Origin of the sequence: Dokdonia sp. 4H-3-7-5, from assembly GCF_000212355.1 — a bacterium.
In the GTDB taxonomy this organism is placed as follows: Bacteria; Bacteroidota; Bacteroidia; order Flavobacteriales; family Flavobacteriaceae; genus Dokdonia.
In genome coordinates, this window is the sequence record NC_015496.1 from 3,061,650 (window position 1) to 3,085,929 (window position 24,280).

General features: G+C 37.0%; 21 protein-coding genes. 15 read left to right on the forward strand and 6 right to left on the reverse strand.

The window, feature by feature from the left end:
* Position 1 precedes the first annotated feature (1 nt).
* From KRODI_RS15175 to KRODI_RS13610, 3 genes are all read left to right on the forward strand, one after another.
* On the forward strand, positions 2-286 hold the full coding sequence (locus KRODI_RS15175) for a hypothetical protein (protein ID WP_013752197.1): 285 nt from the start codon (positions 2-4) through the stop codon (positions 284-286).
* Positions 287-448: 162 nt separating this feature from the next.
* Positions 449-1,294 carry a 23S rRNA (adenine(1618)-N(6))-methyltransferase RlmF gene (gene rlmF / locus KRODI_RS13605; RefSeq protein WP_013752198.1) on the forward strand — a complete coding sequence of 282 codons (846 nt, stop codon included), beginning with the start codon at positions 449-451 and terminating at the stop codon, positions 1,292-1,294.
* Between the two features lie 61 nt (positions 1,295-1,355).
* The gene (locus KRODI_RS13610; RefSeq protein ID WP_013752199.1) at positions 1,356-1,931 is read left to right on the forward strand and encodes a pseudouridine synthase; all 576 of its coding nucleotides are present in this window, start codon (positions 1,356-1,358) and stop codon (positions 1,929-1,931) included.
* Here KRODI_RS13610 and KRODI_RS13615 read toward each other — a convergent pair.
* A complete protein-coding gene (locus KRODI_RS13615) occupies positions 1,928-2,374 on the reverse strand; it encodes a cold-shock protein (protein WP_013752200.1) in 447 nt (148 codons plus the stop codon). The two genes, KRODI_RS13610 and KRODI_RS13615, sit on opposite strands and share 4 nt — an antisense overlap.
* 309 nt (positions 2,375-2,683) lie before the next feature.
* Between KRODI_RS13615 and KRODI_RS13620 the strand changes: the two genes are divergently transcribed.
* On the forward strand, positions 2,684-3,007 hold the full coding sequence (locus KRODI_RS13620) for a hypothetical protein (RefSeq protein ID WP_013752201.1): 324 nt from the start codon (positions 2,684-2,686) through the stop codon (positions 3,005-3,007).
* 87 nt (positions 3,008-3,094) lie between these two features.
* A complete protein-coding gene (locus KRODI_RS13625; protein WP_013752202.1) occupies positions 3,095-3,445 on the forward strand; it encodes a DoxX family protein in 351 nt (116 codons plus the stop codon).
* Here KRODI_RS13625 and KRODI_RS13630 read toward each other — a convergent pair.
* A complete protein-coding gene (locus tag KRODI_RS13630; RefSeq protein ID WP_013752203.1) occupies positions 3,438-3,800 on the reverse strand; it encodes a DoxX family protein in 363 nt (120 codons plus the stop codon). The genes KRODI_RS13625 and KRODI_RS13630 overlap by 8 nt on opposite strands.
* A gap of 134 nt (positions 3,801-3,934) precedes the next feature.
* Between KRODI_RS13630 and KRODI_RS13635 the strand changes: the two genes are divergently transcribed.
* Complete coding sequence (locus tag KRODI_RS13635; protein ID WP_013752204.1) at positions 3,935-4,312, forward strand: DUF2237 family protein; 378 nt, start codon at positions 3,935-3,937, stop codon at positions 4,310-4,312.
* 78 nt (positions 4,313-4,390) lie between these two features.
* Here the strand turns inward: KRODI_RS13635 and KRODI_RS13640 are convergent, their stop codons facing one another.
* Positions 4,391-6,142, reverse strand: coding sequence for an ABC transporter ATP-binding protein (locus KRODI_RS13640; RefSeq protein WP_013752205.1), 1,752 nt, complete (start codon positions 6,140-6,142; stop codon positions 4,391-4,393).
* A gap of 84 nt (positions 6,143-6,226) precedes the next feature.
* Positions 6,227-6,679, reverse strand: a complete 453-nt coding sequence (locus tag KRODI_RS13645; protein ID WP_013752206.1) for a Dabb family protein — start codon at positions 6,677-6,679, stop codon at positions 6,227-6,229.
* 239 nt (positions 6,680-6,918) lie between these two features.
* Here KRODI_RS13645 and KRODI_RS13650 point away from each other — a divergent pair, with 239 nt between their 5' ends.
* The 4 genes from KRODI_RS13650 (at position 6,919) to KRODI_RS13665 (ending at position 9,701) form a co-directional block, all read left to right on the forward strand.
* Complete coding sequence (locus KRODI_RS13650; protein WP_013752207.1) at positions 6,919-7,785, forward strand: RNA polymerase sigma factor RpoD/SigA; 867 nt, start codon at positions 6,919-6,921, stop codon at positions 7,783-7,785.
* Between the two features lie 404 nt (positions 7,786-8,189).
* Positions 8,190-8,666 carry an RNA polymerase sigma factor gene (locus tag KRODI_RS13655; RefSeq protein WP_316927829.1) on the forward strand — a complete coding sequence of 159 codons (477 nt, stop codon included), beginning with the start codon at positions 8,190-8,192 and terminating at the stop codon, positions 8,664-8,666.
* A 36-nt stretch (positions 8,667-8,702) separates the two neighbouring features.
* Positions 8,703-9,230 carry a hypothetical protein gene (locus KRODI_RS13660; RefSeq protein ID WP_013752208.1) on the forward strand — a complete coding sequence of 176 codons (528 nt, stop codon included), beginning with the start codon at positions 8,703-8,705 and terminating at the stop codon, positions 9,228-9,230.
* 3 nt (positions 9,231-9,233) lie between these two features.
* On the forward strand, positions 9,234-9,701 hold the full coding sequence (locus KRODI_RS13665; protein WP_013752209.1) for a hypothetical protein: 468 nt from the start codon (positions 9,234-9,236) through the stop codon (positions 9,699-9,701).
* Positions 9,702-9,709: 8 nt separating this feature from the next.
* On the opposite strand, the gene KRODI_RS13670 is transcribed toward KRODI_RS13665, so the two are convergent.
* Positions 9,710-10,822 carry a WD40/YVTN/BNR-like repeat-containing protein gene (locus KRODI_RS13670; protein ID WP_013752210.1) on the reverse strand — a complete coding sequence of 371 codons (1,113 nt, stop codon included), beginning with the start codon at positions 10,820-10,822 and terminating at the stop codon, positions 9,710-9,712.
* Positions 10,823-10,891: 69 nt separating this feature from the next.
* Here KRODI_RS13670 and KRODI_RS13675 point away from each other — a divergent pair, with 69 nt between their 5' ends.
* Positions 10,892-12,103, forward strand: a complete 1,212-nt coding sequence (locus KRODI_RS13675) for an RsmB/NOP family class I SAM-dependent RNA methyltransferase (RefSeq protein ID WP_013752211.1) — start codon at positions 10,892-10,894, stop codon at positions 12,101-12,103.
* A 127-nt stretch (positions 12,104-12,230) separates the two neighbouring features.
* Here KRODI_RS13675 and KRODI_RS13680 read toward each other — a convergent pair whose 3' ends face one another.
* On the reverse strand, positions 12,231-15,227 hold the full coding sequence (locus KRODI_RS13680) for a GEVED domain-containing protein (RefSeq protein WP_013752212.1): 2,997 nt from the start codon (positions 15,225-15,227) through the stop codon (positions 12,231-12,233).
* Positions 15,228-15,401: 174 nt separating this feature from the next.
* Between KRODI_RS13680 and purL the strand changes: the two genes are divergently transcribed.
* From purL to KRODI_RS15180, 4 genes are all read left to right on the forward strand, one after another.
* Positions 15,402-19,139: a phosphoribosylformylglycinamidine synthase gene (gene purL / locus KRODI_RS13685; protein ID WP_013752213.1), complete on the forward strand. Its 3,738-nt coding sequence runs from the start codon at positions 15,402-15,404 to the stop codon at positions 19,137-19,139.
* A 201-nt stretch (positions 19,140-19,340) separates the two neighbouring features.
* Positions 19,341-21,728 (forward strand): M14 family zinc carboxypeptidase, encoded by a 2,388-nt coding sequence (locus KRODI_RS13690; RefSeq protein WP_013752214.1) that lies wholly within the window; start codon positions 19,341-19,343, stop codon positions 21,726-21,728.
* Positions 21,729-21,857: 129 nt separating this feature from the next.
* A complete protein-coding gene (locus tag KRODI_RS13695) occupies positions 21,858-23,627 on the forward strand; it encodes an AMP-dependent synthetase/ligase (RefSeq protein ID WP_013752215.1) in 1,770 nt (589 codons plus the stop codon).
* Positions 23,628-23,700: 73 nt separating this feature from the next.
* Complete coding sequence (locus KRODI_RS15180) at positions 23,701-24,135, forward strand: methyltransferase family protein (protein ID WP_013752216.1); 435 nt, start codon at positions 23,701-23,703, stop codon at positions 24,133-24,135.
* Positions 24,136-24,280: the final 145 nt, after the last annotated feature.

Consider the following 24,280-nt stretch of genomic DNA (forward strand, 5'->3'; position numbering starts at 1 on the left):
TATGGACACAGCCTTAGATTTTAAAACCTATTACCTTGAAATACCTGAACTATTAGTAAGTCATTATCCTGATCTTAATTTTCAAAATCATTGCTATCTACGCATTGCGCTAGATAATGTTATAGGTACAAAGTGGGATACTCAGATTGCTAAGCCAGCATATAAGCATCTTACTACAGATCAAAGAAAACTGGTCATATCTTATCTCTCATCTTACGTGAAGGACAAGAACTTACTTTTATCACATAATATGATCTCACTAGCATATAGAGGAAAGTTAGTGTAAACAGATACTTTTTCCTACCCAAAGAAAAAGGCTTGCTTCTCTTACTAAGGAAAGTATAATTGGTAATTTTGCAACGTTAATCACTTTTATACTAATTTGATATAAGGTGACTAATAAACTGCCGAGATAACATATTATCAGGGCGTTACTAATTATCCAGCTATGCATCCAAATAATAAAAATATAGGTCCTTATCTTTTTAAACAGCTTAGAAAAGCAAATAAAGAGCTTGCTCCTTATGTTCTAGAAACAGACCGCGGAATTCAAACAATAGATTTTACAAATCCTAAAGCGGTTTTAGAACTCAATCGTGCTATTTTATTAAGCGATTATTCTTTAAACTGGTATGAAATCCCTGAAGGCTATTTGTGCCCAGCAATTCCGGGACGCGTAGATTATCTACATTATCTCAATGATTTTATAGGAAAAGAAGATGTGCACGGCCTTGATATAGGTACTGGGGCAAACTTTGTCTACCCACTTCTAGCAGGATCTGTTTTTAATTGGAAAATGAAAGGAGTTGATATCGATGCAAAGGCTATTAGAAATGCAAATACAATTCTTGAAAAAAATACGCATCTCAAAGGATTCTTAACAGCTACCTATCAACAAGATCGTGCTAATATTTTTACAGGCGCTATTTTACCTGGAGAGCATTACGATTTTACAATGTGTAACCCTCCTTTTTACAGCTCTGAAAAAGATGCTTTTAAAGCAACTAAGGAGAAATCAAAAGGGCTTAAACTCAAAGAAGTTGAACGTAACTTTGCAGGACAATCTAATGAGCTTTGGTGTAATGGTGGAGAAGCACTATTTATTAAGCGCATGGTAAAGGAAAGTGTAAACTTTAAATCACAAGTGGGCTGGTTTACAACGTTAGTTTCAAAAAGCGAACACCTTGCTAAAATCAAAAAGCAACTTGAAAAGCTTAATGCTGAGCATAGAACGGTAGATATGTCTCAGGGTAATAAGAAATCAAGATTTCTAGCTTGGAGATTTAAAGAGTAGTACAAAACATCACTCTTTTTAATAATCAACTTTATTTATTTTACTCTTCCTTTAATTAGATATGAGCCATACTCACTTCAAATTATTCAAACCTTATGGTTTTATTAGTCAGCTGCTTAGTAATGATGAGCGACAGGCCAGAAAGAAGAAGTTTTTGAGCGAGCTACATGATTTTCCTGAGGGTACAATGGCTATAGGCCGTCTTGACGAGAAATCTGAGGGGTTACTACTCATGACAACAGATGGTAAACTGTCTGATACTATTAATCGATCAGGTATTGAAAAAGAATACTATGTGCAAGTGGATGGTATGATTACTGACGACGCTATTGACCAAATGGCGGCTGGAGTTGAGATTGGTTTTGACGGTAAAAAATATCAAACAAAACCATGTAAAGTAAGACGATTAATTGAGAATCCTACGCTGCCAGAACGTTCTAAAAAAATAAGAGATGCTCGTCATGGTCCTACACCATGGATAGCTGTTACTATTACAGAAGGAAAATTTAGACAAGTACGTAAGATGACGAGTGCTGTAGGTTTCCCTACACTGAGACTTGTAAGAATAAGAATAGGCTCACAAACCCTAATGGGTCTGGAGCCTAGACAAGTTATTGAGGTAAAGGAGTTACTTTAAGCAACTTTACTCACGCGTACTGCGTTCATTCCTTTTTGTCCTCTTTCTATTTCGTAAGACACTTTATTGCCTTCTTTAAGTTCACCATCGCGCACTTCAGAAATGTGTACAAAGTACTTTTCTGGAGTATCGGCATCTTTGATAAATCCAAAACCTTTTGAAGAGTCAAAAAATTCTACAAAACCAGTTCTGATAGGATCTGGCTCATCGCCTTCAACTTTCTTAGGAATCCCTAAAACAATATCCTCTACATCTACCTCTTCCTTCAAAGCTGGATCTGGTGGAGTATCTACTAATTGTCCTAAGTGGTTTACGTACACAAACTCGTTTGCTTTCTCTCCGCTTTCTTTTCGCGCTGCTTTTTTCTTGCGCTTGTCTTCGGCTTTCTTAAGCCTTTTCTTTTCTCGTTCTTTTTTACCAAAGGTTTCTTGTGGTCTAGCCATTAACTCTTTTCTCGTATTAAATGAAGTCGTTATAAGAATATCTCGTAACGCTCACGTTTACGCAGTTTAAAATACTATTAAGTCTGTAAAAGATTTTTGAACTGTGTAACCTACCTTTTGATAAGGTATTCGTGAATATTTGTAAAGATACAAAAAATAATGTGATTTTTTAACTTTCGCGAAAGCGTAATTATGTACACACCCCACTATGACTTGTATTTAACACCATTTGTTATCCTTTTCTTATCAATGGGTTAAAGCCCATTTTATAACTATAATATCTTCTTAACTTTATAAAAAACAAGAGATATGAAAACACAAGCAAATACCAATAACAAATTAAAAGAAGACCAAAAGGATACATCATACAACTCTGACATTACGAGTGAAGACCTTAAAGTATTAGGGCAAGACATTGAAAATAACATTCGTCAAGATGGTGGAGATGATGTAGCATTAACCAATAGGGAAGAAAATGTTGATTTTTCTGGAAAAGACTTAGATGTTCCGGGACGTAGTGCGGCTAGTAAGAAGACTACAAACCGAATTAAAGACGAGGAAAACATGTTATATAGTCAAGGTGGAGAAACAAAAGAGAATCTTGAAGAGCAAAGTGATCAGTATATAAAGTAACCATTTACAATAAACGATAAAAAGCGACCAAACGGTCGCTTTTTGTTTATCTGGAAGTTAACTTTACAATTAGTATATCTTTATTAAATGACAATAGCACATACAGTACTTATAGGGTTAATAGGCTTTTCATTCCTTTATTACGGTGTGAGTTGTTTGTCTTCCAATTTTATGACTGCCGAATTTGAGCGTTTTGGGTTATCTAAGCTACAACGAAAAATTACTGGTGTCGCGCAAATTATAGGTGGACTAGGAGTCTTAATAGGATACTTCTACAAACCCTTACAAATTGCAGCTCTGATGGGGATTTCACTACTAATGTTATTAGGATGGGGTGTTCGCCTTAAGATAAAAGATTCCTTTATAGCCGCTTTGCCATCCTTTGTATTCTTTGTGCTCAATGCTTATCTAGCTTATTATCTGATTTTCCTTAGATGAGAATAATCAATACTGAAAGTGCTAAAAACAGAAATGCAGGAAAAGACTTTTTTAAGGCATCCCCTACTTTCAAGTGCATTGCAATTGCTCCTACCATCATCACCGCAATACCTAAAGCACTATAAAATTCTAAAACTGGTACAAAAATAGAAACTAGAAGCCCCACAGCAAGTAAACACTTAATTGTACCTACCGCTTTCATCGCTGTTTCTGATAATCCATAATGAGCAAATTCTTCTTTTAAGGAATTTGCATTTCCTCCTCTCCAAGGTGAAGATTGTCCTTTACGCAACAGCCAAACATTAAGAATGCTTAAACCAACAATACATTTTAAAACAATCGATAAATATTCCATTTCTAATTTTTATTTAAAATTAAGATTTTAAGACATGTAATAAACGAATTTTACTTAAAAAATTAATTTCTGATTTAAAATTTATCATTAGATTAAGATTTACAACTTTTACTTAACAAAATATAAGCATAATTATGAGCAATGACATTTCAAAAGTATTTAATGTGCTAGGATCGCCGTTAATAGGATGTTGTAATGATCCTATTACAGGATATTTTAGAGATGGATCCTGCAGAACTGCAAGCATAGACCGTGGAACCCATGTAGTATGCGCTATTATGACAGAAGAGTTTCTTACTTACACCAAGTCTAAAGGCAATGACCTCTCTACTCCTATTCCTCAATGGAATTTTCCTGGGCTTAAACCTGGTGATGGGTGGTGTTTGTGCATTTTAAGATGGCTAGAAGCAGAAAAAGCTGGGGTTGCACCACTGGTAAAGTTGGCTGCCACAGATCAAAAAGCACTGGAGTATACTACTATTGATATGCTTAAAAAATATGCTTGCGATTAAGAACAAATAGTTTTTAATAGCATTTAGACTGTAAACATAGTATAGGGAATCGTTTAATTACTAACTATTTAATAATCATTAAATCTTAGCTTGATACGTGTATAGGTCAAAATACCTTCCTTCTTTACCTATAAGTTCATCGTGAGTTCCTTGTTCTGCAATGCGGCCATCTTCTATCACTAAAATCTGATCTGCTTTTTTTATAGTACTTAGCCTGTGAGCAATGACAATAGTCGTCCTATCCTTTACTAGTTGTGATAAGGACTTTTGAATAAGCGCTTCGCTTTCGGTGTCTAGGTTTGAGGTAGCCTCATCTAGTATAATCACTTTAGGAGCAGCAAGTATTGCTCTAGCAATCGCAATACGCTGGCGCTGTCCACCAGATAGCTTTACACCTCGCTCACCTATAAGTGTATCAAGTCCATCTTCAAAACGATCTGTAAATTCATTTACATAACCAGCTCTTACTGCTTCTTGTAATCGCTCTTCTGAGGCATTTGGTCTAGGAAACATTATATTGTCCCTTATGGTTCCCTCAAATAGAAATTCATCTTGTAATACAACCCCTAAATGCTTTCTAAAACTAGGTAGTTTTACTCTTGATAAATCTTGACCATCTACAGACACCACTCCCTGTTGAGGATTTAAGAATGTTGCAGATAATCCGGCAATAGTTGATTTTCCAGAACCAGAACTTCCTACAAGTGCTACCGTAGTTCCTGCTTTTGCTTCAAAGGAAATGTTATGTATCACTTCTTTTCCTTTTTCATAAGAGAAGGATACATTTTCAAATTTTATATCTCCTTTAAAATTTTCTAGTTCTATATCACGATTCCCTAATTCATCCTCAGGTGTCATATTCATTAATTCTTCCGTACGGTCTAATCCTGCTAGCGCCTCTGTAAGTTGGCTCCCTATATTACTCATTTGTACGATAGGCGCAATCATAAAGCCTAGCAAGAGTGTAAAAAACAGAAACTCTCCCGTAGTCATCTCCCCTTGTATCATGAAATAGCCACCTATACCCATAATTCCCACAGATGCTAAACCAAGTAAAAATGTAGAACTACTAGACATCACTGCGGTAGCAGTAAGACTTTTTTTGACGTTTTGAAATAATCTATCAACACCTTCTTCAAAGGATTTATTTTCTTGTTCTTCTGCCCCAAAGCCCTTGATTACTCGTACACCAGATAGTGTCTCAGTGAGTCTTCCTTTTACTTCGGCATTGATTTTACCTCTATTTCTAAAAATAGGACGGATATACTTGAAAGCACGTAAGGCAACATACCCAAAAATGGCTACCGGTAAGAACACAAACAACGTCATTAACGCATTAATACGTATCAATAGCACTAATGATATAACGGCGGTAATGCTCCCTCCCACCAGCTGTACTAATCCTGTACCTATAAGATTACGCACACCTTCTACATCACTCATGATGCGTGATACAAGCGCTCCGGATTTTGTGTTATCAAAAAAGCTAATAGGTAATGACAATACTTTTTTCTGTACCTGAGCTCTAAGTTCTGAGATGAGATACTGTGCTTGCACACTCAATATACGTGTAAGTAAAAATGATGTGATGGCTTGTATAAGAAGCGCAACCCCCACGAGCCACAATAAATCGTATAGTGCAGCCATGTCCTTATTAGGGATAATGTCATCTAGTAAAGCTTTTGATTTCCATGGCAACACGAGACTCGCTAGACGACCTATGACAATAAGAATGAGTCCAATAAATACTAGCTTTCGACGTGGCCAGATAATGGTTTTAAATGCAGATGTTATAGTTACTTTACCTTTCGTATTTTTTTCTTTTGACATAGCACAAAACTAGCTATAATTGCGCTTTCGCGAAAGCGTAACTCACCCCCGTCGTTTTATTTGAAAGTTGTAACTAAGGGGTAATTATCTTATGCTCATGGCATCATACACTATTACCTTTTCCCAAAGATGAGCGCATTTTTCTATAAATGTCTTGTGTGCATCCTCATCTTGATACGCCTGCTGATCCTCTGCTGATGCAAAACTCAACACTAGATTATAAGTAAAGCCGTCATCTACAACTTCCCTTATTGCCTTGGGCGGTGTGCCTATAAAATGTGTTTTGGCATATAGCGAACTATCCAAGAAAGTGCGCAGGGACTTTTCAAAAAGTTTCTTATCCTCTTCGTTAGTAGGGTCTTTGAACCAAAAGTAAACGACATGTGCATAGTTTTCATTAAAAACAGTCTCGCTATCTGTTGAGATAATGACATCACTCTTGATCGCAGTATTACTCGCAGCAAATTCTCCTTGATCACAAGAAGTAATGAAAATGCTGGAAATGAAAAGAATAATGAGTTGTAATTGTATTTTCATGCCCTATAATTATGAGTTAAATGTAACAAATCTTACCTTTGTGCGTTATACATACTTAATAATAGAATACATCCATTATTATAACGCTATCATATCTTAAAATTATCATAACGTAATTTTTATAAATTTCAGTTTTACTGGGCTTATCGCATGTTTTTTAACTGTTTTAGTTAAATACTTGCTTTTATGAATCATTTAGGTTATAATGGGGTAATACTCACTTAATATATAGACAATACATGAGACAACTCAAAATCACCAAGCAGGTTACTAATAGAGAGACGAAATCCCTGAATAACTATCTTCAGGATGTGAGCAAGATTGATTTAATTACTGCCGAAGAAGAGGTTGAGTTAGCACAACGTATTCAAAAAGGAGACGAGAGAGCACTAGATGCTCTTACAAGAGCAAATCTTCGTTTTGTAATATCTGTAGCAAAACAATATCAAAATCAAGGTTTATCCCTTTCTGATTTAATTAATGAAGGAAACGTTGGGCTTGTAAAAGCAGCAAAACGTTTTGATGAAACCAGAGGTTTCAAGTTTATCTCATATGCAGTATGGTGGATTAGACAATCTATCTTACAAGCTATTGCAGAGCATGCACGTACGGTACGTCTTCCTCTCAATAAAATTGGTGAGATAAGTAAGATTAACAAAGCAATGGTTTACTTACAGCAGGTACACGAGCGTAAGCCTACCTCTGGAGAAATTGCAAAGTATCTTGACATCTCTGAGGAAAAAGTAAAAATCTCACTTAAAAACGTTAGTCGTAGTTTAAGTATGGATGCTCCTTTCGCCGAAGGTGAAAATGATAACAACTTATATGACGTTTTAAGTTCTAGCGAGTCACCTCGTCCAGATAGAGAGCTTATGCAAGAGTCTTTAAGTATTGAGATCAACAGAGCGCTTGATACACTTACAGAGAAAGAAGCAGAGGTTGTACGTTTGAACTATGGTCTTGGTAATCAGCCAGCAATGACACTTCAAGAGATAGGCGATATTTTTGACCTAAGTCGTGAGCGTGTACGCCAGATTAGAGAGAAAGCTATCAAGAGATTGCGTCACACTTCTAAAAGTAAAATCTTAATGAAGTATTTAGGATAATATCCTATTTTACAATAAAACATAAAAAAAGCCCGTTTTTACGGGCTTTTTTAGGTTAAGTAGGTTAGACATTAATGCTAGCTTCGGGGCCTAGACACTAAAAACTATTGTAAAATCAACTTATGAATTTGGGGATTCTAATTGACCATCTTTTAATGATGATTCAAATATAAAACCCTAAATTCAATCCCACAAGCTATTTGTGTATTTTATCGTGATTAAATGCATTTTATCGATATTAATATTAGATACATGTTAATGTCTGCTAATTAAGACTACAGATTGATATCTGGATTAAACCTTTAAGTACATTAGAAGTCTTATAATTTATAAAAACGCATCTCATAGAAGAGCAAGACCTTATACACGCATTACAGCAAGATCCCAATAATGGATCATTTGCTATATTACTTGATAAATATCAAAAGCCGCTGTATTGGCATATACGAGGGATTGTAAAAAATCATGAAGATGCAGATGATGTGTTACAAAACGTTTTTATTAAAGTTTATAAGAGTATTAAAAACTTCAAAGAAGATAGCAAACTTTATACTTGGTTATATAGAATTGCGACTAATGAATCGCTAACGTTTTTAAAGAAACGTGCTAGGCATTTACAAATTTCAAATGAAGAGCTTCAAACGCGCATTGTTGAGAACCTAGAAAGTGATGTCTATTTTAATGGAGACGACATACAACTAGCATTAGAAAAAGCAATAGCGCAATTACCAGAAAAACAACAGCTAGTCTTCCAGATGAAGTATCATCAAGATATGAAATATGATGATATGAGTGAAGTACTAGGCACTTCTGTAGGAGCTCTCAAAAGTTCTTACCATATCGCTACAAAAAAAGTAACCGCCATATTACAAGCAGATTAAACCTTTTGACTTTTTAAGAGTCTTATTTATAGAACCGTGAAAACAACAAACAACATACCGTCTAAAAGAGGTTTTAAAGTTCCTCAAGATTATTTCGACACTAGTCGAGAAGTAATTCTTGATAATATCACTTTAGAAGCATCATTATCTAGCTCAAGTAATGAGCGCTATGATATCCCTGATGGATATTTTGAGAACTCTAAAAATGAAATACTTGCTACGCTTTCGCGAAAGCTAGAAGAAGAAAGCACACCAGTTCAAAAAACTGCTACTAAAGTAATATCTCTTAAAAGTTATTATTATTCAATTGCGGGAGTTGCGGCTGCCCTCCTACTCTTAGTAAGTATTGTTTGGTCACAACTAGACACAACGGCGGGAATCGAGAGTATTGCTATAGCAGAATATCTTGATGGCGAAGCAGGTGATCTTGAACAAATAGAATTTGCAGATTGGTTATCTGATGATGACATTGATGCGCTTCACAACGATATTGCCTTAGACCAATCAGTTATTATCGACTATCTAGATGATCGCACAGATAGCTACCACTTTTACTTAGATTAAATTATGAGACTACTTATAACATTTATAGTTACCATCATGATCACTGCGACTGCAGTAGGTCAAGAGGAAGATAGAAATTCAAAAAAAGAAAGAATACAAGCACTTAAGGTTGCTTATATAACAGAAAAGCTATCGCTTACTCCAGACCAAGCACAAGTGTTTTGGCCTATCTACAATACCTACGGTGAGCGCATGTCTGAGATCTATAGCAGAGAACGTAAAGTACTTAAGGAAACCAGAAATCAGTTTGATACTATGGATGAAAGCAGTGCAAAAAACACGCTAGATAACATTCAGTCTTTTGAGCAACAAAAACTTGATGCTAGAAAAGAACTGTTTGTGAGTTTAAAAAATAAGCTCTCTTATAAAAAGACACTTATACTTCTCAAAGCCGAAGGAGATTTTAGACGTGATTTATTACACAAACTTCGTGGTGATAAAGATGGAAAGCGCGATCACAGAGAGCCATAATAACTCTCTTATCTTTTAAAATTAAGGCTTGCTAGTGCGTTTTTTCCTCCCGCATAAGCTGTAGAATCATTTGCAAATCTTACCGTCAAAAAAGGCGCATCAGATAATTGTTTCCATGAAGCACCTGAGTCGCTTGAATATGAGATACCTGTAAATCCAGCTGCAATGATTTCTTTTCCATTTGAGTTAGGAACATACTGAACACAACTTTTATAGCCATCATTTTTACCAGAAGCAGTAACTATCCATGACTTACCACCGTCGTTTGTCATGGCTATATTGTCAATATTATCTTCTGGGGTAGTATAATCACCTCCGTATATAATACCTGTTTTATTGTCATAAAAATCCATGGTATAAGCACCTTGAGTATCTTTTCCTTGAGCTACTGGAACGTTATAAATACTCCAAGAAAACCCTTTGTTTGCAGAGTAGTATAATCTAGACGTACCACCACCGGTAATAATCCACGTCTCGTCGCCTATGGTTTTAATATTAGTATTACTAGCAGCGAAAGCTCCTTCTTTTTCTAGTTGATTAGGCAATGATCCACAATCTAGCTTTCCCCAAGTAGCACCACCATCCCTTGTAACAATAATAGATAAACAACCGTTTACAGAATCCCCTATCGCGATTCCCTCTTCCTCATTCCAGAAAGTCATAGCATCATAAAAAACACCATCTTGTTGCTCTGTATATACTAATGAAACCTCTTTGCTTCTTCTATCATAACGATATAGCAATGCTGGATTTTCAATAGAGAGTATGTAAAAAGCCTTGCTAGTACTAGCAATACTTCTAAAAGCTGGATTTTTACCCAAAAAGTCTATTCTACCTTTATTAGTCTCTTTAAATTGTGAAGCCATCGCAGCATCTGTAGACTTGGTTTTATCAAGATTCATCTCATAAATACCATAGTGACCGTCGCTACCTGCATACATCACTGCATCGTGAGCTACTTCTAGAGCACGTATACTCGTACTATCCTGATGTAAAAATTCGATATCTACTTTCGTGAAAACTTGAGCATCCTCAACCGCAGGATGTTGGCCATTGGTTTTTACATCCTTACAAGATGTGATAAGAAGAAATAAAATGAAAAAAGTAGATAGAAAACGCATTGTCAAAATTTTAGTAAAAATAGCACTATTACCTAAAGAACCAATACCTTTACACCCTCAAAATAAAGTATGAAATTACACAGAAATTTAGTCTTTGCCGCAGTTGATGCATTAGGGATGATATTTAATGACGGAGAACAAGCTGATAAGGTTTTAAGAAAGGTTCTCAAATTTGACAAAAGATGGGGATCCCGTGATCGCGGTTTCATTGCAGAGACAGTATACGATATCGTGCGCTGGCAACGATTATACTCAGAAATTGCAGAAGTAAAAGCACCATATAGTAGACCTAATTTATTTAGGTTATTTGCTGTTTGGGCTACATTAAGAGGTATTGAAGTTCCAGACTGGAAACAAATGGAACCTATACCTACGCGTAGAATAAAAGGACGTTTTGATGAGCTTTCAAAAATCAGAAAATTCAAGGAGTCTATTCCAGACTGGATGGATGAAATGGGAGAGAAAGCTCTTGGTAAAAAATGGGCTGCAGAGCTTGCTGCTTTAAATACGCAGGCACAAGTAGTACTTAGAGCAAATACGCTAAAAACTACTCCTAAAGACTTGAGAAATACGCTTGCAGATCAAGACATTGACACCCGATTATTAGATGGGTATCCTGATGCTATAGAGCTTGTAGAACGTAAGAATGTATTTACAACAGAAGCTTTCAAAAATGGCTTCTTTGAAGTACAAGATGCCTCATCTCAAAAAGTGGCACGTATGCTTGATGTACAACCAGGAATGCGCGTAGTAGATACTTGTGCAGGAGCTGGAGGAAAAACTTTACACTTAGCAGCCTTGATGGAAAATAAAGGTCAGATTATCGCCATGGATATCTATGAAGGTAAACTTAAGGAACTTAAAAGAAGATCTAAGCGTGCTGGAGCGCATAATATTGAGACTAGAGAAATCACCTCAACAAAGATTTTTAAGAAACTCTACAATACAGCAGACCGTGTATTGATTGATGCACCATGTACTGGACTAGGAACTATTAAACGTAATCCTGATCTAAAATGGAAATTGCAGCCAGAATTTATAGACAAGGTCGTACAAAGACAAGCAGAATTACTAGAAAGCTATAGTAAAATCGTTAAGGAAGATGGTAAAATGCTTTATGCTACTTGTTCTATCTTACCTAGAGAGAATCAAGAGCAAGTGCAAGCCTTCCTAGCTACAGAACAAGGTCAGAAGTTTCAACTTGATAAAGAAGAAACAGTAAGCCCTGCAAAGACTGGTTACGACGGATTCTACATGGCATTGCTTTCGCGAAAGCAATAAAAAAACACCTCGCCACTTCTCTTATTTATTATAGAAGAGTTCTGAGATTATACTTAAAAAAAAAGGCCTTATTATCGATTGATAATAAGGCTCTTTTTTTGTATATATCTTATGTAAGAATTAAAATCTATTGGACTATAATCTTTTTTGTTTTAGTAAATCGACCAGATTGATCGTTTACAGTTACGATGTAAACTCCAGTTGGAAGATTAGCTAAATTCAATAAAACTCTAAACCCATCATTACCTCTAGCTATAGCTTTATAAGTTAATTGTTGCCCCAAGAGGTTAGAAACACCTACATACACTTGACCATCATAATCTGTTGGCAATTGAATATCAAATTGATTGTCTTCTAGTGAAGTGATAACTAAATCTGTAGTTCCTTGTAGAAAATCATCAATGCTCAATGTATCATCTATAGTAACCGTATAATCCTGGACTTCCCCAAAACGGAAATCTGAACACGGATTATTAATGTCACCTGGCTCTGCACCATCAATAGCTTTAGCTCTTAAAGTATGACTTCCTAAAGGAGCGTCTACTGGGATTACCAGATCAAAACTATCTAGCGTATTTGCTCCTGGAAAAGGAACACCTTGAATTAATTGTTCAGACTGTTCAAAAATCCCGTCGTCATTGAAGTCAACCCATACAGACAATACTTCTATACCAGCTCCCGCATCATAATTATGACGCGCTTGAAGTACGTATTCATTTTGACCAGCTACATTACTTAGTGTTGTTTCTAGATCTGTACGGTCTGCATAACCTTGAGGCCCGTTAGTTGGTTCTGTGTTACATCCATCACCACCATCATCAACATTGATGGTGTTTAATATAAATTGCTTAATCCCGTCTGCTTGACAACCTGCACCATTAGGTTCGGTCGCGCGAGGCATACAAGAGTTAGTTACTTCTGTAGTTGCAGCGTCATTTGAAGGATCTTGATCACCCACGCTATTAGTTCTTGCTTCTAATTGATAGGTGGTAAATACTGTAATATCTGCTTGAACTGCAAATGTGAAATCTTCAATCGCTCCAGGAGCGATAGCGCCAGTAAATGTTTCTACTACAGCTGTTCCTCCATCTACAGCATACTGTACTTCAAAATCTGATTGGGTATTAGCTCCAAAGTTCTTAATACGAATAACCACTGTTTCTTGTGACAACCCTCCAGCCGATTCTGGTGAAGTGATACTCACAACTCCAAGATCATTTTCAAATAAATGTGTTACTGTTTTTACAGCATTATTATTTACTGGAGCTTGATCTGTAGCTAGACTAGTTTCTGCAGCTATCAAATACGATTGCCCTTGTACAGATAAATCTGCAGTGGTTGTAAATTCATATGAGCTGTTAGAGTTAGGTGCAATAGGTCCAGCAATCACCTCATTTGCTACCACCACCCCATCTATTGATAATGAAATAGGAATATCTACTTGAGGATCTGTCCCAAAGTTTCTTACTGCAACTTGAATTGTTTCTGCACTTGTGAGAATTCCGTCTACTGGAGAGTCGATGGCAATTACACCTACATCATTAGTAAATCCATCAGATAATCTAAAAGAAGCTATCTGAGTATCCCAAAAATTAGTTGCCGAGAAATATTCGGCGGTATGCCAGAATGAAAAGTCATTTGGATCCATTGTTAAATGTGAGTAATCTCCAAAACGATTAGAAAAAGTTTGTATTCCAGAACCTTGTACAATAATGGCTTCACCCAGTGTCATCTCACCAGCTGTATCGCCATCAAAACGTCCGGTATATCTTATTCCGATAAAATCATTTGCACTTCCTACATTAAATGCAAGGCCTATATTGCCTTGAGCATCCATTGCCCCACTTCCCATAAAACGGCTTTTTCCATCAGAAGGAGCATAAGTTCCTTGCTGGAAAACACTCCACGGTTCTGTATCGCTGTTACGTAACTCTGTCCATCGTATTCCTGATCTATCATTGCCGTCTACATCTACATTAAATGTGATAAGCCATGAGTTATGATCTTCAAAACTTCTATAATTTGCAGCATAAGATATGACACCTCCTATCATATCTATTTTTTGATTAGAACCTGGTTGAGCAAGATCTCCCTCTCCAAATTCTCCGAAAACAGAATCGAAAGGGGCAACAGGAATTTCTAATGGCATAGATACCGTGGAGTTTCCGGGCTCGTCAAAATCTACATCTAGTTCCCAGACTTTTAAGTGATCTTCTGTAATTGCTCCACCCCAGCCATCATCTTGTAAATAAACAATGTAACCTGGTGCGTCCTCTGGAAATGAAAAGCCCGTTAAATTTGCTGGTTCTGGACTAAAAACAGTGCCGGGATTGCGCACAATCCCTGGCAGATTAAAACCTACTAAAGTCACAGTATCCTCTCCGGCAAGCATTGCTGCTCTATCTAACGCATAGGTGGTGTTTCCTTGATTTTTATTTGCAGTTAAATAATAGGCATCTGGCCAAACTGCATAATGTGGGTAATCTGGAAAAGCATCTAACTGAAATTGATATATAAAGTAAGCTCCTGTAGGATCCGGAGTTTCTGACACTCCTATAACAAGAATATTATTTAAACTAGCAACGGTAGACGTTTGAAACTGACTCACAAAAAATCGATCTGCAAGTTGGTCATACATAACTATAGGATCTCCTTCATTCTGTCCATTTCCTAGAAAATCTCCTAACGCTACAGGCCCCAAGAGTAACGTTCCTTGCTTATCAAATATATTAATGACACTATTTATACCTTGTACATAGTGATCAGGCCCTACCGCTCCAGATGGGTCTGGCGGTGTAAAATTGGACTGAGAGGAGTTTCCACCTCCAAAATTTGCTTCAGTTTCAAGCATTCTAAACTGTCCCGAAGCAAACTGTGTAATAGGATCTGCACCTAGTGGTAATGCTTGATCATTTATCTTTCGGTTTCCTCGTAAATTATTAGGAACAATCGTAATCTCTGATACTCCTAAAGATTTATTTGAGGTAATTATAGGTTGATCTCTCAGTGCTGCTGTTTTACCTATAAATTTTCCCTTAGTGATCTCTGTAGGAGGTAATAACTCCTGCGCAATGAGATAATTAGAAAATGTAACTAGCAAAATAATTAGTAGTTTGTTCTTCATAATTTGGGGAGTTTAGTTTCTGTTTACTAAAGATAATACATTTTATTCCCCTTATCTTAATAAATGGTTAACAACTCTTTTAAAGAACATGACAAAGAGATATTATCCTACCTATCATATCAATAAATATTGTAGTAAATTTACGTCCTTAAACAACGCAACAAAACCAATCGGATGATCCACTTCTTTGGAAACCCTCAAGGCACTGTTTACGCAGTACAAAGCACACAAGCATTTTCACAAGACGATACCGCTAAGCTGGTATGGCTTTTTGGCAACTCTCAAAAAATTGAAGCGTCTCATATTGACGCTTTTTTTATTGGTCCAAGAGCAGCTATGATTACGCCTTGGAGTACTAATGCTGTAGAGATTACCCAGAATATGGGAATTTCAAATATTATAAGAATAGAGGAGTTTCACGCTTTCGCGAAAGCGAACTCTTCATCACAACAAGTTAACACGACTCCTTTTCCATCTATAGAAGATGCTACAGGCGTAGTTACAGAAAGTACTCTTGATTATGATCCTATGATCTCTCAAGAGTACGCAGCTTTAAATCAAGATATTTTTACGGTTAACGTTACTCCAGAACCTATATTATCTATAGAGGATATTGCTGCATATAATGAGCAAGAAGGTTTGTCGTTAAGCGATGAAGAGGTTGCTTACCTTGATGGTGTTGCTGCCAAAATAGGCAGACCACTTACAGACTCTGAAGTTTTTGGTTTTAGCCAAGTGAACTCTGAGCACTGTCGTCACAAGATTTTTAATGGAACCTTTGTGATTGATGGAGAAGAGATGCCTTCTTCCCTATTTAAGTTAATAAAGGAAACTTCAAAAGTAACTCCAGGTACTATTGTATCTGCATATAAAGATAATGTTGCATTTATAGAAGGACCTAGAGTAACACAATTTGCTCCAGACACTGCAGATAAGCCAGATTTCTATACAGAAAAAGACTTTGACTCTGTGATTTCTTTAAAAGCAGAAACGCATAACTTCCCAACTACCGTAGAGCCTTTTAACGGAGCTGCTACCGGTTCTGGTGGAGAAATACGCGATAGACTTGCTGGAGGTAAAGGATCACTTCCTCTTGCTGGAACAGCTGTGTATATGACTCCGTATTCTAGATTAGAGCAAGAACGCCCGTGGGAACATGGCATGGATGCCCGCAAATGGCTTTATCAAAACCCAATTGACCTCCTTATTAAAGCTTCAAATGGAGCATCAGATTTTGGAAACAAATTTGGGCAGCCTTTAATCGTAGGTTCAGTTCTTACTTTTGAGCATCAAGAAGACGGTCAGCGTCTTGGGTATGACAAGGTAATTATGCAAGCTGGTGGTATTGGTTACGGAAAGCGTGAGCAAGCGCTTAAAGACACTCCGCAAGATGGTGACAAAATTGTAATCTTAGGAGGTGAAAATTATAGAATAGGAATGGGTGGTGCTGCTGTTTCAAGTGCAGATACTGGAGCTTTTGACTCTGGAATAGAACTTAATGCGGTACAACGTTCTAACCCAGAAATGCAAAAACGTGCTGCAAATGCAGTGCGAGGAATGGTAGAAAGTGATGTAAACCCAATCGTATCTATACACGATCACGGTGCTGGAGGACATCTTAACTGTCTTTCTGAACTTGTAGAAGATACTGGAGGTCGTATCGATCTTGATAAATTACCCGTAGGTGACCCTACCCTATCCGCAAAAGAAATTATAGGAAACGAGTCGCAAGAACGTATGGGTCTCGTAATAGGTGAAAAAGATATCGATATGCTACAGCGCATCGCAGATCGTGAGCGCTCACCTATGTATCAAGTAGGCGATGTTACAAATGATCACCGTTTTACTTTTAAAAGTAAAACAACAGGCTTGAGCCCTATGGACTTGCATCTAGATGATATGTTTGGGAGCTCTCCAAAAACAATAATGACAGACAAGACGGTCGCTCGTGATTATAAAAACCCAGAGTATCAACTGGAGCACTTCCACGATTATCTTGAGCAAGTATTGCAACTAGAAGCGGTTGCATGTAAAGATTGGCTTACTAATAAAGTAGACCGCTGCGTAGGTGGTCGCGTTGCAAAACAACAATGTGTAGGATCCTTACAAATACCTCTTAACAATGTGGGTGTAATGGCACTTGATTATAAGAGTACAGAAGGAATTGCTACTTCTATAGGACACTCACCAGTTTCTGGTCTTATTGATCCTGTAGCGGGAAGTAAAAACAGTATTGCGGAGGCTCTTACAAACATTGTGTGGGCACCTCTTAAAGATGGATTACAATCTGTAAGCCTCTCAGCAAACTGGATGTGGCCCTGTAAGAATGAAGGAGAAGATGCTCGTTTGTATAAGGCTGTAGAGGCAATATCTGCAATGGCAATTAACCTTGGGATTAACGTCCCTACAGGTAAGGATAGTCTCTCAATGAAACAAAAATATCCAGATGGAGATGTAATTGCTCCTGGAACGGTCGTTATTTCGGCAGCTGGAAATTGTAATGATATTAATAAAGTAGTAGAGCCAGTTCTTCAAAAAGACGGTGGTGCGATTTATTATATCAACATGTCTGGAGATACCCATAAACTAGGAGGATCTAGTTTTGCACAAGTATGTCATGCTATAGGTAACGAAGCGCCAAGTGTTGTGAGTGATACCGCTTTCGCGAAAGCGTTTAACGCCATTCAACAACTCATAAAAGACGACAAAATTCAAGCTGGTCACGATGTTGCGAGTGGCGGACTTATCACTACCCTACTTGAACTTTGCTTTGCAGATGTAAACTTAGGTGCAAACTTAGATTTGACTCCACTTGGAGAACAAGACCTTATCAAGGTGCTTTTTTCTGAAAATGCAGGATTAGTTTTCCAAGCAGATGCATCTGTTGAAAAAATACTTACTGATAATGGTGTTACATTCTCAAAAATAGGAACGTTAACAACCACTGCAGAGCTAACAATCAAAAATAGTGGCGTAGAATTAGGTCTTAACATTGCATCACTTCGTGATACTTGGTTTAAGACTTCTTATTTACTAGATAATAAGCAAACGGCAAATGGTCTTGCAAAGGATCGTTTTGACAATTATAAAGTACAACCACTACAATATACTTTTCCTGGAAACTTTACAGGAAAAAAGCCAGTATTAGATACTAGCAAAGCTAGACCTAAAGCGGCAATCTTACGTGAAAAAGGAAGTAACTCTGAGCGCGAGATGGCAAATGCGATGTACCTCGCTGGTTTTGACGTAAAGGATGTACACATGACAGATTTAATATCTGGACGTGAAACGCTAGAAGATATTCAGTTTCTTGGAGCTGTAGGAGGGTTTTCTAATAGTGATGTATTAGGATCTGCCAAAGGATGGGCTGGTGCCATAAAATATAATGAGAAGGCAAATAAAGCGATTGAGAACTTTTTTGCACGTGAAGACACACTCTCTGTTGGAATCTGTAATGGTGCCCAATTATTCTTAGAACTTGATCTTATAAACCCAGATCACGAAAGGTTAGCTAAATTAAAACACAATAAAAGCCGCAAGCACGAGAGTAACTTTACTTCTGTGAAGATTGAAGAAAACAACAGTGTGATGCTTTCTACGCTTGCTGGAACAACCTTAGGTGTATGGATTTCTCATGGTGAAGGTAGATTTGATTTACCTATGGGAGCAAATGCATATGATATTGTAGCGACCTATGGTTATGAAGGATACCCTGCAAACCCTAACGGGTCTGACTTTAATACAGCGATGATTTGTGATACTACAGGTCGTCACCTTGCAACAATGCCGCATATTGAGCGATCTACATTCCCATGGAACTGGGCGCACTACCCTGCTGGAAATAGTGATGAGGTGAGTCCTTGGGTTGAAGCATTTGTAAACGCAAGAAATTGGGTAGAGAAAAACTCATAATATTATATACTTCTAATTACAGAATGCCTCACTTATCACTAAGTGAGGCATTTTTTTATAAAACCTTGTAATTAAGTTACATAATATTTCAACGAGTATATAATATGTAATACTATTTATATATTACCGACTAGGTAGGACAATTTGATTGCAGCTTGTTTTATCTTTAGTTGCACATATTCAACCAAGTAAGACACTTTTATGCGCTTTAAAAAACTACCAATTATTGTTTGTATATTTTTCTGTTACGCTTTCGCGAAAGCGCAACAAGAAACCCCTCAATATAAACGTATAAAAGTATTTTTAAACCAAACTCAAACGCTTGCACAATTAAACCTAACTGGTGTTGCTGCAGACCATGGTATACATAAAGAGGGAACTTTTATCATATCTGACTTTTCATTGCAAGAGCTAGAGAAAATTAGAAATGCAGGTTTTCAATACGAAACCATTGAAGAAGATATTCAAAAAGCCTATAAAGAACAATCAACACGATCCAGCACTGCCACTCGCAACGTAGCTTGTAGCTCCAGCGATGCTCTGACATATGAAACTCCTGCAAATTTTAATCTTGGATCTATGGGTGGCTACTTGACGTATCAAGAACTACTCGATGAACTTGATGACATGGCTGAGCAATATCCAGACTTAATAACTACGAGAGCTTCGATAAGTAACTTCCTTACGGAAGGACTTCCAGATGATGGTGTCACGCCGTCCATAGGAGGAAATCCTATTTACTGGTTAAAAATAAGCGACAATCCTGAAAACGATGAAACTGAGCCAGAAGTATTATATACGTCTATACATCACGCTAGGGAGCCTATGTCACTTATGCAACTGGTATATTATATGTGGTACTTGCTTGAAAATTATGATACTGATGAAGAGGTACAAGCTATTGTAAATAATACGGAGCTTTATTTTATACCTGTAATAAACCCTGATGGTTACTTATATAATGAGCTAACAGATCCTGATGGTGGTGGCCTATGGCGTAAGAATAGAAAAAATGGAAATGGTGTTGATAATAATCGCAACTATGACTATCATATTAATGGTAATCCTAATGATGGTAGCTGGGGCGGTCCTGGATCTTCATCAAATACAAATAATGAAACATATCACGGTACAGGCCCTTTCTCTGAAGTAGAGACTCAAGTAGTGAAGTGGTTTGTAGAGCAGCATGATTTTGTGATTGCTCTTAATAATCATTCTTTTGGCGAGTTAGTTTATTATCCTTTTGGCTATGCAGATGTGGACACTCCAGACGATGATTTATTTCAAGGGATAGGCGATGCTCTTACCTCTATAAATGGCTACAATGCATTTAATGATTTCCCATTTGCTGGAGACAGTGATGATTTTATGTACGGAACAGTGGGAACTCATGATAAAATTTTTGCTTTCACCCCAGAGATAGGAACATCATTTTGGCCGCCTGCAAGCTCGATTATTAGCACTTCGCAAAACATGATGTTTCTCAATCTTACGGCCGCTCAAATAGCTGGTAATTATGGCAAACTAACCGAGACCTCACCTACTTTTACTGGTGAGTCTGCTGCTTTATCAACTTCTTTTGATTTAGAGAGACTGGCTGTAGAAAATTTAGGAGATTTTACTATTACCTTTTCTCCCGTATCTTCTAATATTATTGATCAAGGAGCGCCAATTACATTATCGAGTTTAGCACCCTTAGCGACACAATCTGGAAGTATAACCTATTCCCTATCTACAAGCGTAGAAGTGGGTGATGCTATTGAATTTGATTTAATTATAGACAATGGCTTTTTTGAAAAGGAGGTTCGCGTTAGTAAAATATACGGTAGTACAACAGAGATATTTTATGCAGATGGAAATTCGCTCGCAGATTTTGGATCTACAAGTTGGGGAACCACAAATGTAAGCTTTGTTTCCACTTCCTCTTCGATAACAGATTCGCCTTCTGGTAATTATAGTAACAATGCTAGTAATATCATTGAACTAACACAATCTTTAGACCTCACAGATGCTATTACAGCAACAGTAAGCTACCATGCAAGATGGAACATTGAAGATACATGGGATTATGTGCAATTTGAGATTTCTAAAGACGATGGTATCACCTGGGAACCACAATGTGGTAATTTTACCACTATCGGAACAAATATTCAGCCTCAAGGTGAGCCTTTATACGACAGTATCCAGAATGATTGGATACTCGAAGAAATTAATTTAAGTTATTATATAGGAGAAACAATTAGGGCAAGATTCCGTTTAGTTACAGATGGTGCCGTAACGAGAGATGGTTTTTACTTTGACGATTTATCTTTTTCTATACTCTCAGGAGAACAATTAACTGTAGATAATGAACAATTTAATAATGCTTTTGAAGTGTTTCCAAACCCAGTTTCAAATCAACTTAATATACGTACATCACTAAGCTCGTATGAGACTAGTGTTTACAATATCCTAGGTCAAAATGTAACTCCAGCAGTCCAACAAACCGGAAACGCAAGCGTAGACTACGCTTATTTACCTCAAGGAATGTACTTTTTAAAGCTTCAAACTTCAAAAAACAGTACTATTTTAAAAATTGTTAAAAATTAAGTTAAAGCGCATCTTAAAGAAAATCAAAGGGATATCTCACTTTTATGAGAAATCCTCTCTCATTTTATGAATATCTCAATAAAAACCGTGCAAATTTTCCTATTTTGTAACACTATTTAAAAGCAATCTATGGAAATTACCAGACTTTTTGATTTTCCTTATTATCAACTGGAAAAATTTAATCTCTCAGACGCACTCAACACTAAGAAAGATGGTGTTTGGGTTGCTACGTCTACTCAGGAATATATTGATCAAGCAAACGCAATTAGTCGAGGACTCTTGCGATTAGGTGTTAAACCTAATGATAAAATTGCTGTCATCTCTATGACTAATCGCACAGAGTGGAATATTTGCGATATAGGGATCTTACAATTAGGAGCTCAAAATGTACCTATTTATCCTACTATATCTGAGGAGGACTACGCTTATGTACTTAATCACTCTGAGTCTAAGTATGTATTTGTGTCGTGTAACGAAGTACGTGATAAGGTAATGTCTATAAAAGATAAAGTGCCTTCTCTTATTGAAGTGTACTCTTTTGAAGACATTGATAATTGTAAAAACTGGTCTGAGGTTCTAGAATTAGGAGCAGACACTTCTAATCAATCAGAAGTAGAGACACTTAAAGCTGCTGTAACCACTAAGGATCTCGCAACGCTAATATATACATCTGGAACTACTGGACGCCCTAAAGGGGTAATGCTATCACATGAGAACATTGTGAGCAACGCTTTGGCCAGTGCGCACCGCCTGCCTCTTGCTGACACAGGTATGAGAGCCTTGAGCTTTTTACCTGTTTGCCACATTTATGAACGCATGTTGATGTATTTATATCAATATAAAGGGGTTTCTATTTTCTTTGCAGAGTCGCTAGAGACTATAAGTGATAACTTAAAAGAGGTAAAGCCTCAAGTTATGACCGCAGTACCACGTTTGCTTGAGAAAGTATATGACAAGATTATTGCAAAAGGTGCTGCACTTACTGGAGTCAAAAAGAAATTATTCTTCTGGGCTGTAGATTTAGGTCTTAAATACGAACCATATGGTCAGAATGGCTGGTGGTATGAAAAACAACTTGCACTTGCTCGTAAACTTATATTCTCAAAGTGGAAAGAAGGTCTAGGTGGAAACCTTGATCTTATCGCTTCTGGAAGTGCCGCATTACAACCACGACTTGCAAGAATATTTAACGCTGCTGAGATGGGTATTATGGAAGGTTACGGCCTTACTGAGACCTCTCCTGTATGTTCTGTAAATGATATGCGTGATGGCGGCTTCAGAATAGGAACTGTAGGTAAGCTACTGCCAGGTGTTGAAGTTAAAATCGCAAACGATGGTGAGATTCTTGTAAAAGGACCTAATGTAATGATAGGTTACTATAAGGACAAAGAAAAAACAGACGAAGTACTAAAGAATGACTATTTCCATACTGGTGATATAGGTCACATAGATGAAGATGGTTTCTTAAAGATAACAGATCGCAAGAAAGAGATGTTTAAAACATCTGGAGGAAAATATGTTGCTCCTCAACTTCTAGAAAATAGATTTAAGCAATCGCGATTTATAGAACAAATTATGGTCATAGGTGAAGGTCAGAAAATGCCAGCTGCTTTAATCCAGCCTAATTTTGAATTCTTAGAAGAATGGGCAAAAATGAAAAACATAAGCTATTCTAACTTAGATGAGCTTCTCGCATCAGAGCGCGTTCAAGACCGCTACCAGCAGGAAGTAGACGAGGCTAACGAAACATTTGCCAAATGGGAGAAAATTAAAGCATTCCGTCTTACGCATGACGCTTGGACAGTAGAAGGTGGACACCTCACTCCTACTATGAAGCTTAAACGTAAGATTATAAGAGAGAACTATATTCATCTCTATAATGATATTTACGACTTATAACATTAAAAAAGGTTGCGCATTGCGCAACCTTTTTTGATTAGCGTAATTTCTAATCTATAAGCCCTATCCGTTTATGTCTCTACACTCACTAGCACTTGTAATATCCCAGTTTAGCTTAATTTTCCTCATCATATGGAACGGACAGATGGTACATTGGGATCTTACTTCTCTAAGTGTACAATTACTAGGCATATTTATAGCTCTTTGGGGTATTTACAATATTAAGATAAGAAATTTTAATATTCAGCCAGAGGCTAAATCCGAGGTTCTTGTAACTAAGGGAATCTTCAACATTTTAAGAAACCCTATGTACACAGGTATCCTATTAGTATTTCTACCTGTGGTTATTAGAGGAGACCATTTATTTCCCTGGATTTACTATGTATTATTAATTGTAGTCCTTATTCTCAAGATATATAAGGAAGAGGCTTTCCTCAAAGAAAAATTTGGTCAGAGCTATACAGTTTATAAGGCGCGTACGTGGAGAATATTGCCGTATATATTCTAATATGACTAGAAGTTTGAGAATGATTTTTAGGTTATTTACGCTTTCGCGAAAGCGTAACAACAACAACTATCAATACCGTTAACATTAACAATCTCTTATAGTGTTACTCGCTTTCTATTTAGGGCGCAAAGCGGTAAATTTGTTG

Coding starts and splice junctions, on each gene's coding strand:
- KRODI_RS13615 (WP_013752200.1), bottom strand. CDS start 2,374: ATGGCTAGACCACAAGAAACCTTTGGTAAAAAAGAACGAGAAAAGAAA.
- KRODI_RS13630 (WP_013752203.1), bottom strand. CDS start 3,800: ATGGAATATTTATCGATTGTTTTAAAATGTATTGTTGGTTTAAGCATT.
- KRODI_RS13610 (WP_013752199.1), top strand. CDS start 1,356: ATGAGCCATACTCACTTCAAATTATTCAAACCTTATGGTTTTATTAGT.
- KRODI_RS13665 (WP_013752209.1), top strand. CDS start 9,234: ATGAGACTACTTATAACATTTATAGTTACCATCATGATCACTGCGACT.
- KRODI_RS13695 (WP_013752215.1), top strand. CDS start 21,858: ATGGAAATTACCAGACTTTTTGATTTTCCTTATTATCAACTGGAAAAA.
- purL (WP_013752213.1), top strand. CDS start 15,402: ATGATCCACTTCTTTGGAAACCCTCAAGGCACTGTTTACGCAGTACAA.
- KRODI_RS13690 (WP_013752214.1), top strand. CDS start 19,341: ATGCGCTTTAAAAAACTACCAATTATTGTTTGTATATTTTTCTGTTAC.
- KRODI_RS13635 (WP_013752204.1), top strand. CDS start 3,935: ATGAGCAATGACATTTCAAAAGTATTTAATGTGCTAGGATCGCCGTTA.
- KRODI_RS13620 (WP_013752201.1), top strand. CDS start 2,684: ATGAAAACACAAGCAAATACCAATAACAAATTAAAAGAAGACCAAAAG.
- KRODI_RS15180 (WP_013752216.1), top strand. CDS start 23,701: ATGTCTCTACACTCACTAGCACTTGTAATATCCCAGTTTAGCTTAATT.
- KRODI_RS13670 (WP_013752210.1), bottom strand. CDS start 10,822: ATGCGTTTTCTATCTACTTTTTTCATTTTATTTCTTCTTATCACATCT.
- KRODI_RS13675 (WP_013752211.1), top strand. CDS start 10,892: ATGAAATTACACAGAAATTTAGTCTTTGCCGCAGTTGATGCATTAGGG.
- KRODI_RS13680 (WP_013752212.1), bottom strand. CDS start 15,227: ATGAAGAACAAACTACTAATTATTTTGCTAGTTACATTTTCTAATTAT.
- KRODI_RS13640 (WP_013752205.1), bottom strand. CDS start 6,142: ATGTCAAAAGAAAAAAATACGAAAGGTAAAGTAACTATAACATCTGCA.
- KRODI_RS13645 (WP_013752206.1), bottom strand. CDS start 6,679: ATGAAAATACAATTACAACTCATTATTCTTTTCATTTCCAGCATTTTC.
- KRODI_RS13650 (WP_013752207.1), top strand. CDS start 6,919: ATGAGACAACTCAAAATCACCAAGCAGGTTACTAATAGAGAGACGAAA.
- KRODI_RS15175 (WP_013752197.1), top strand. CDS start 2: ATGGACACAGCCTTAGATTTTAAAACCTATTACCTTGAAATACCTGAA.
- KRODI_RS13625 (WP_013752202.1), top strand. CDS start 3,095: ATGACAATAGCACATACAGTACTTATAGGGTTAATAGGCTTTTCATTC.
- rlmF (WP_013752198.1), top strand. CDS start 449: ATGCATCCAAATAATAAAAATATAGGTCCTTATCTTTTTAAACAGCTT.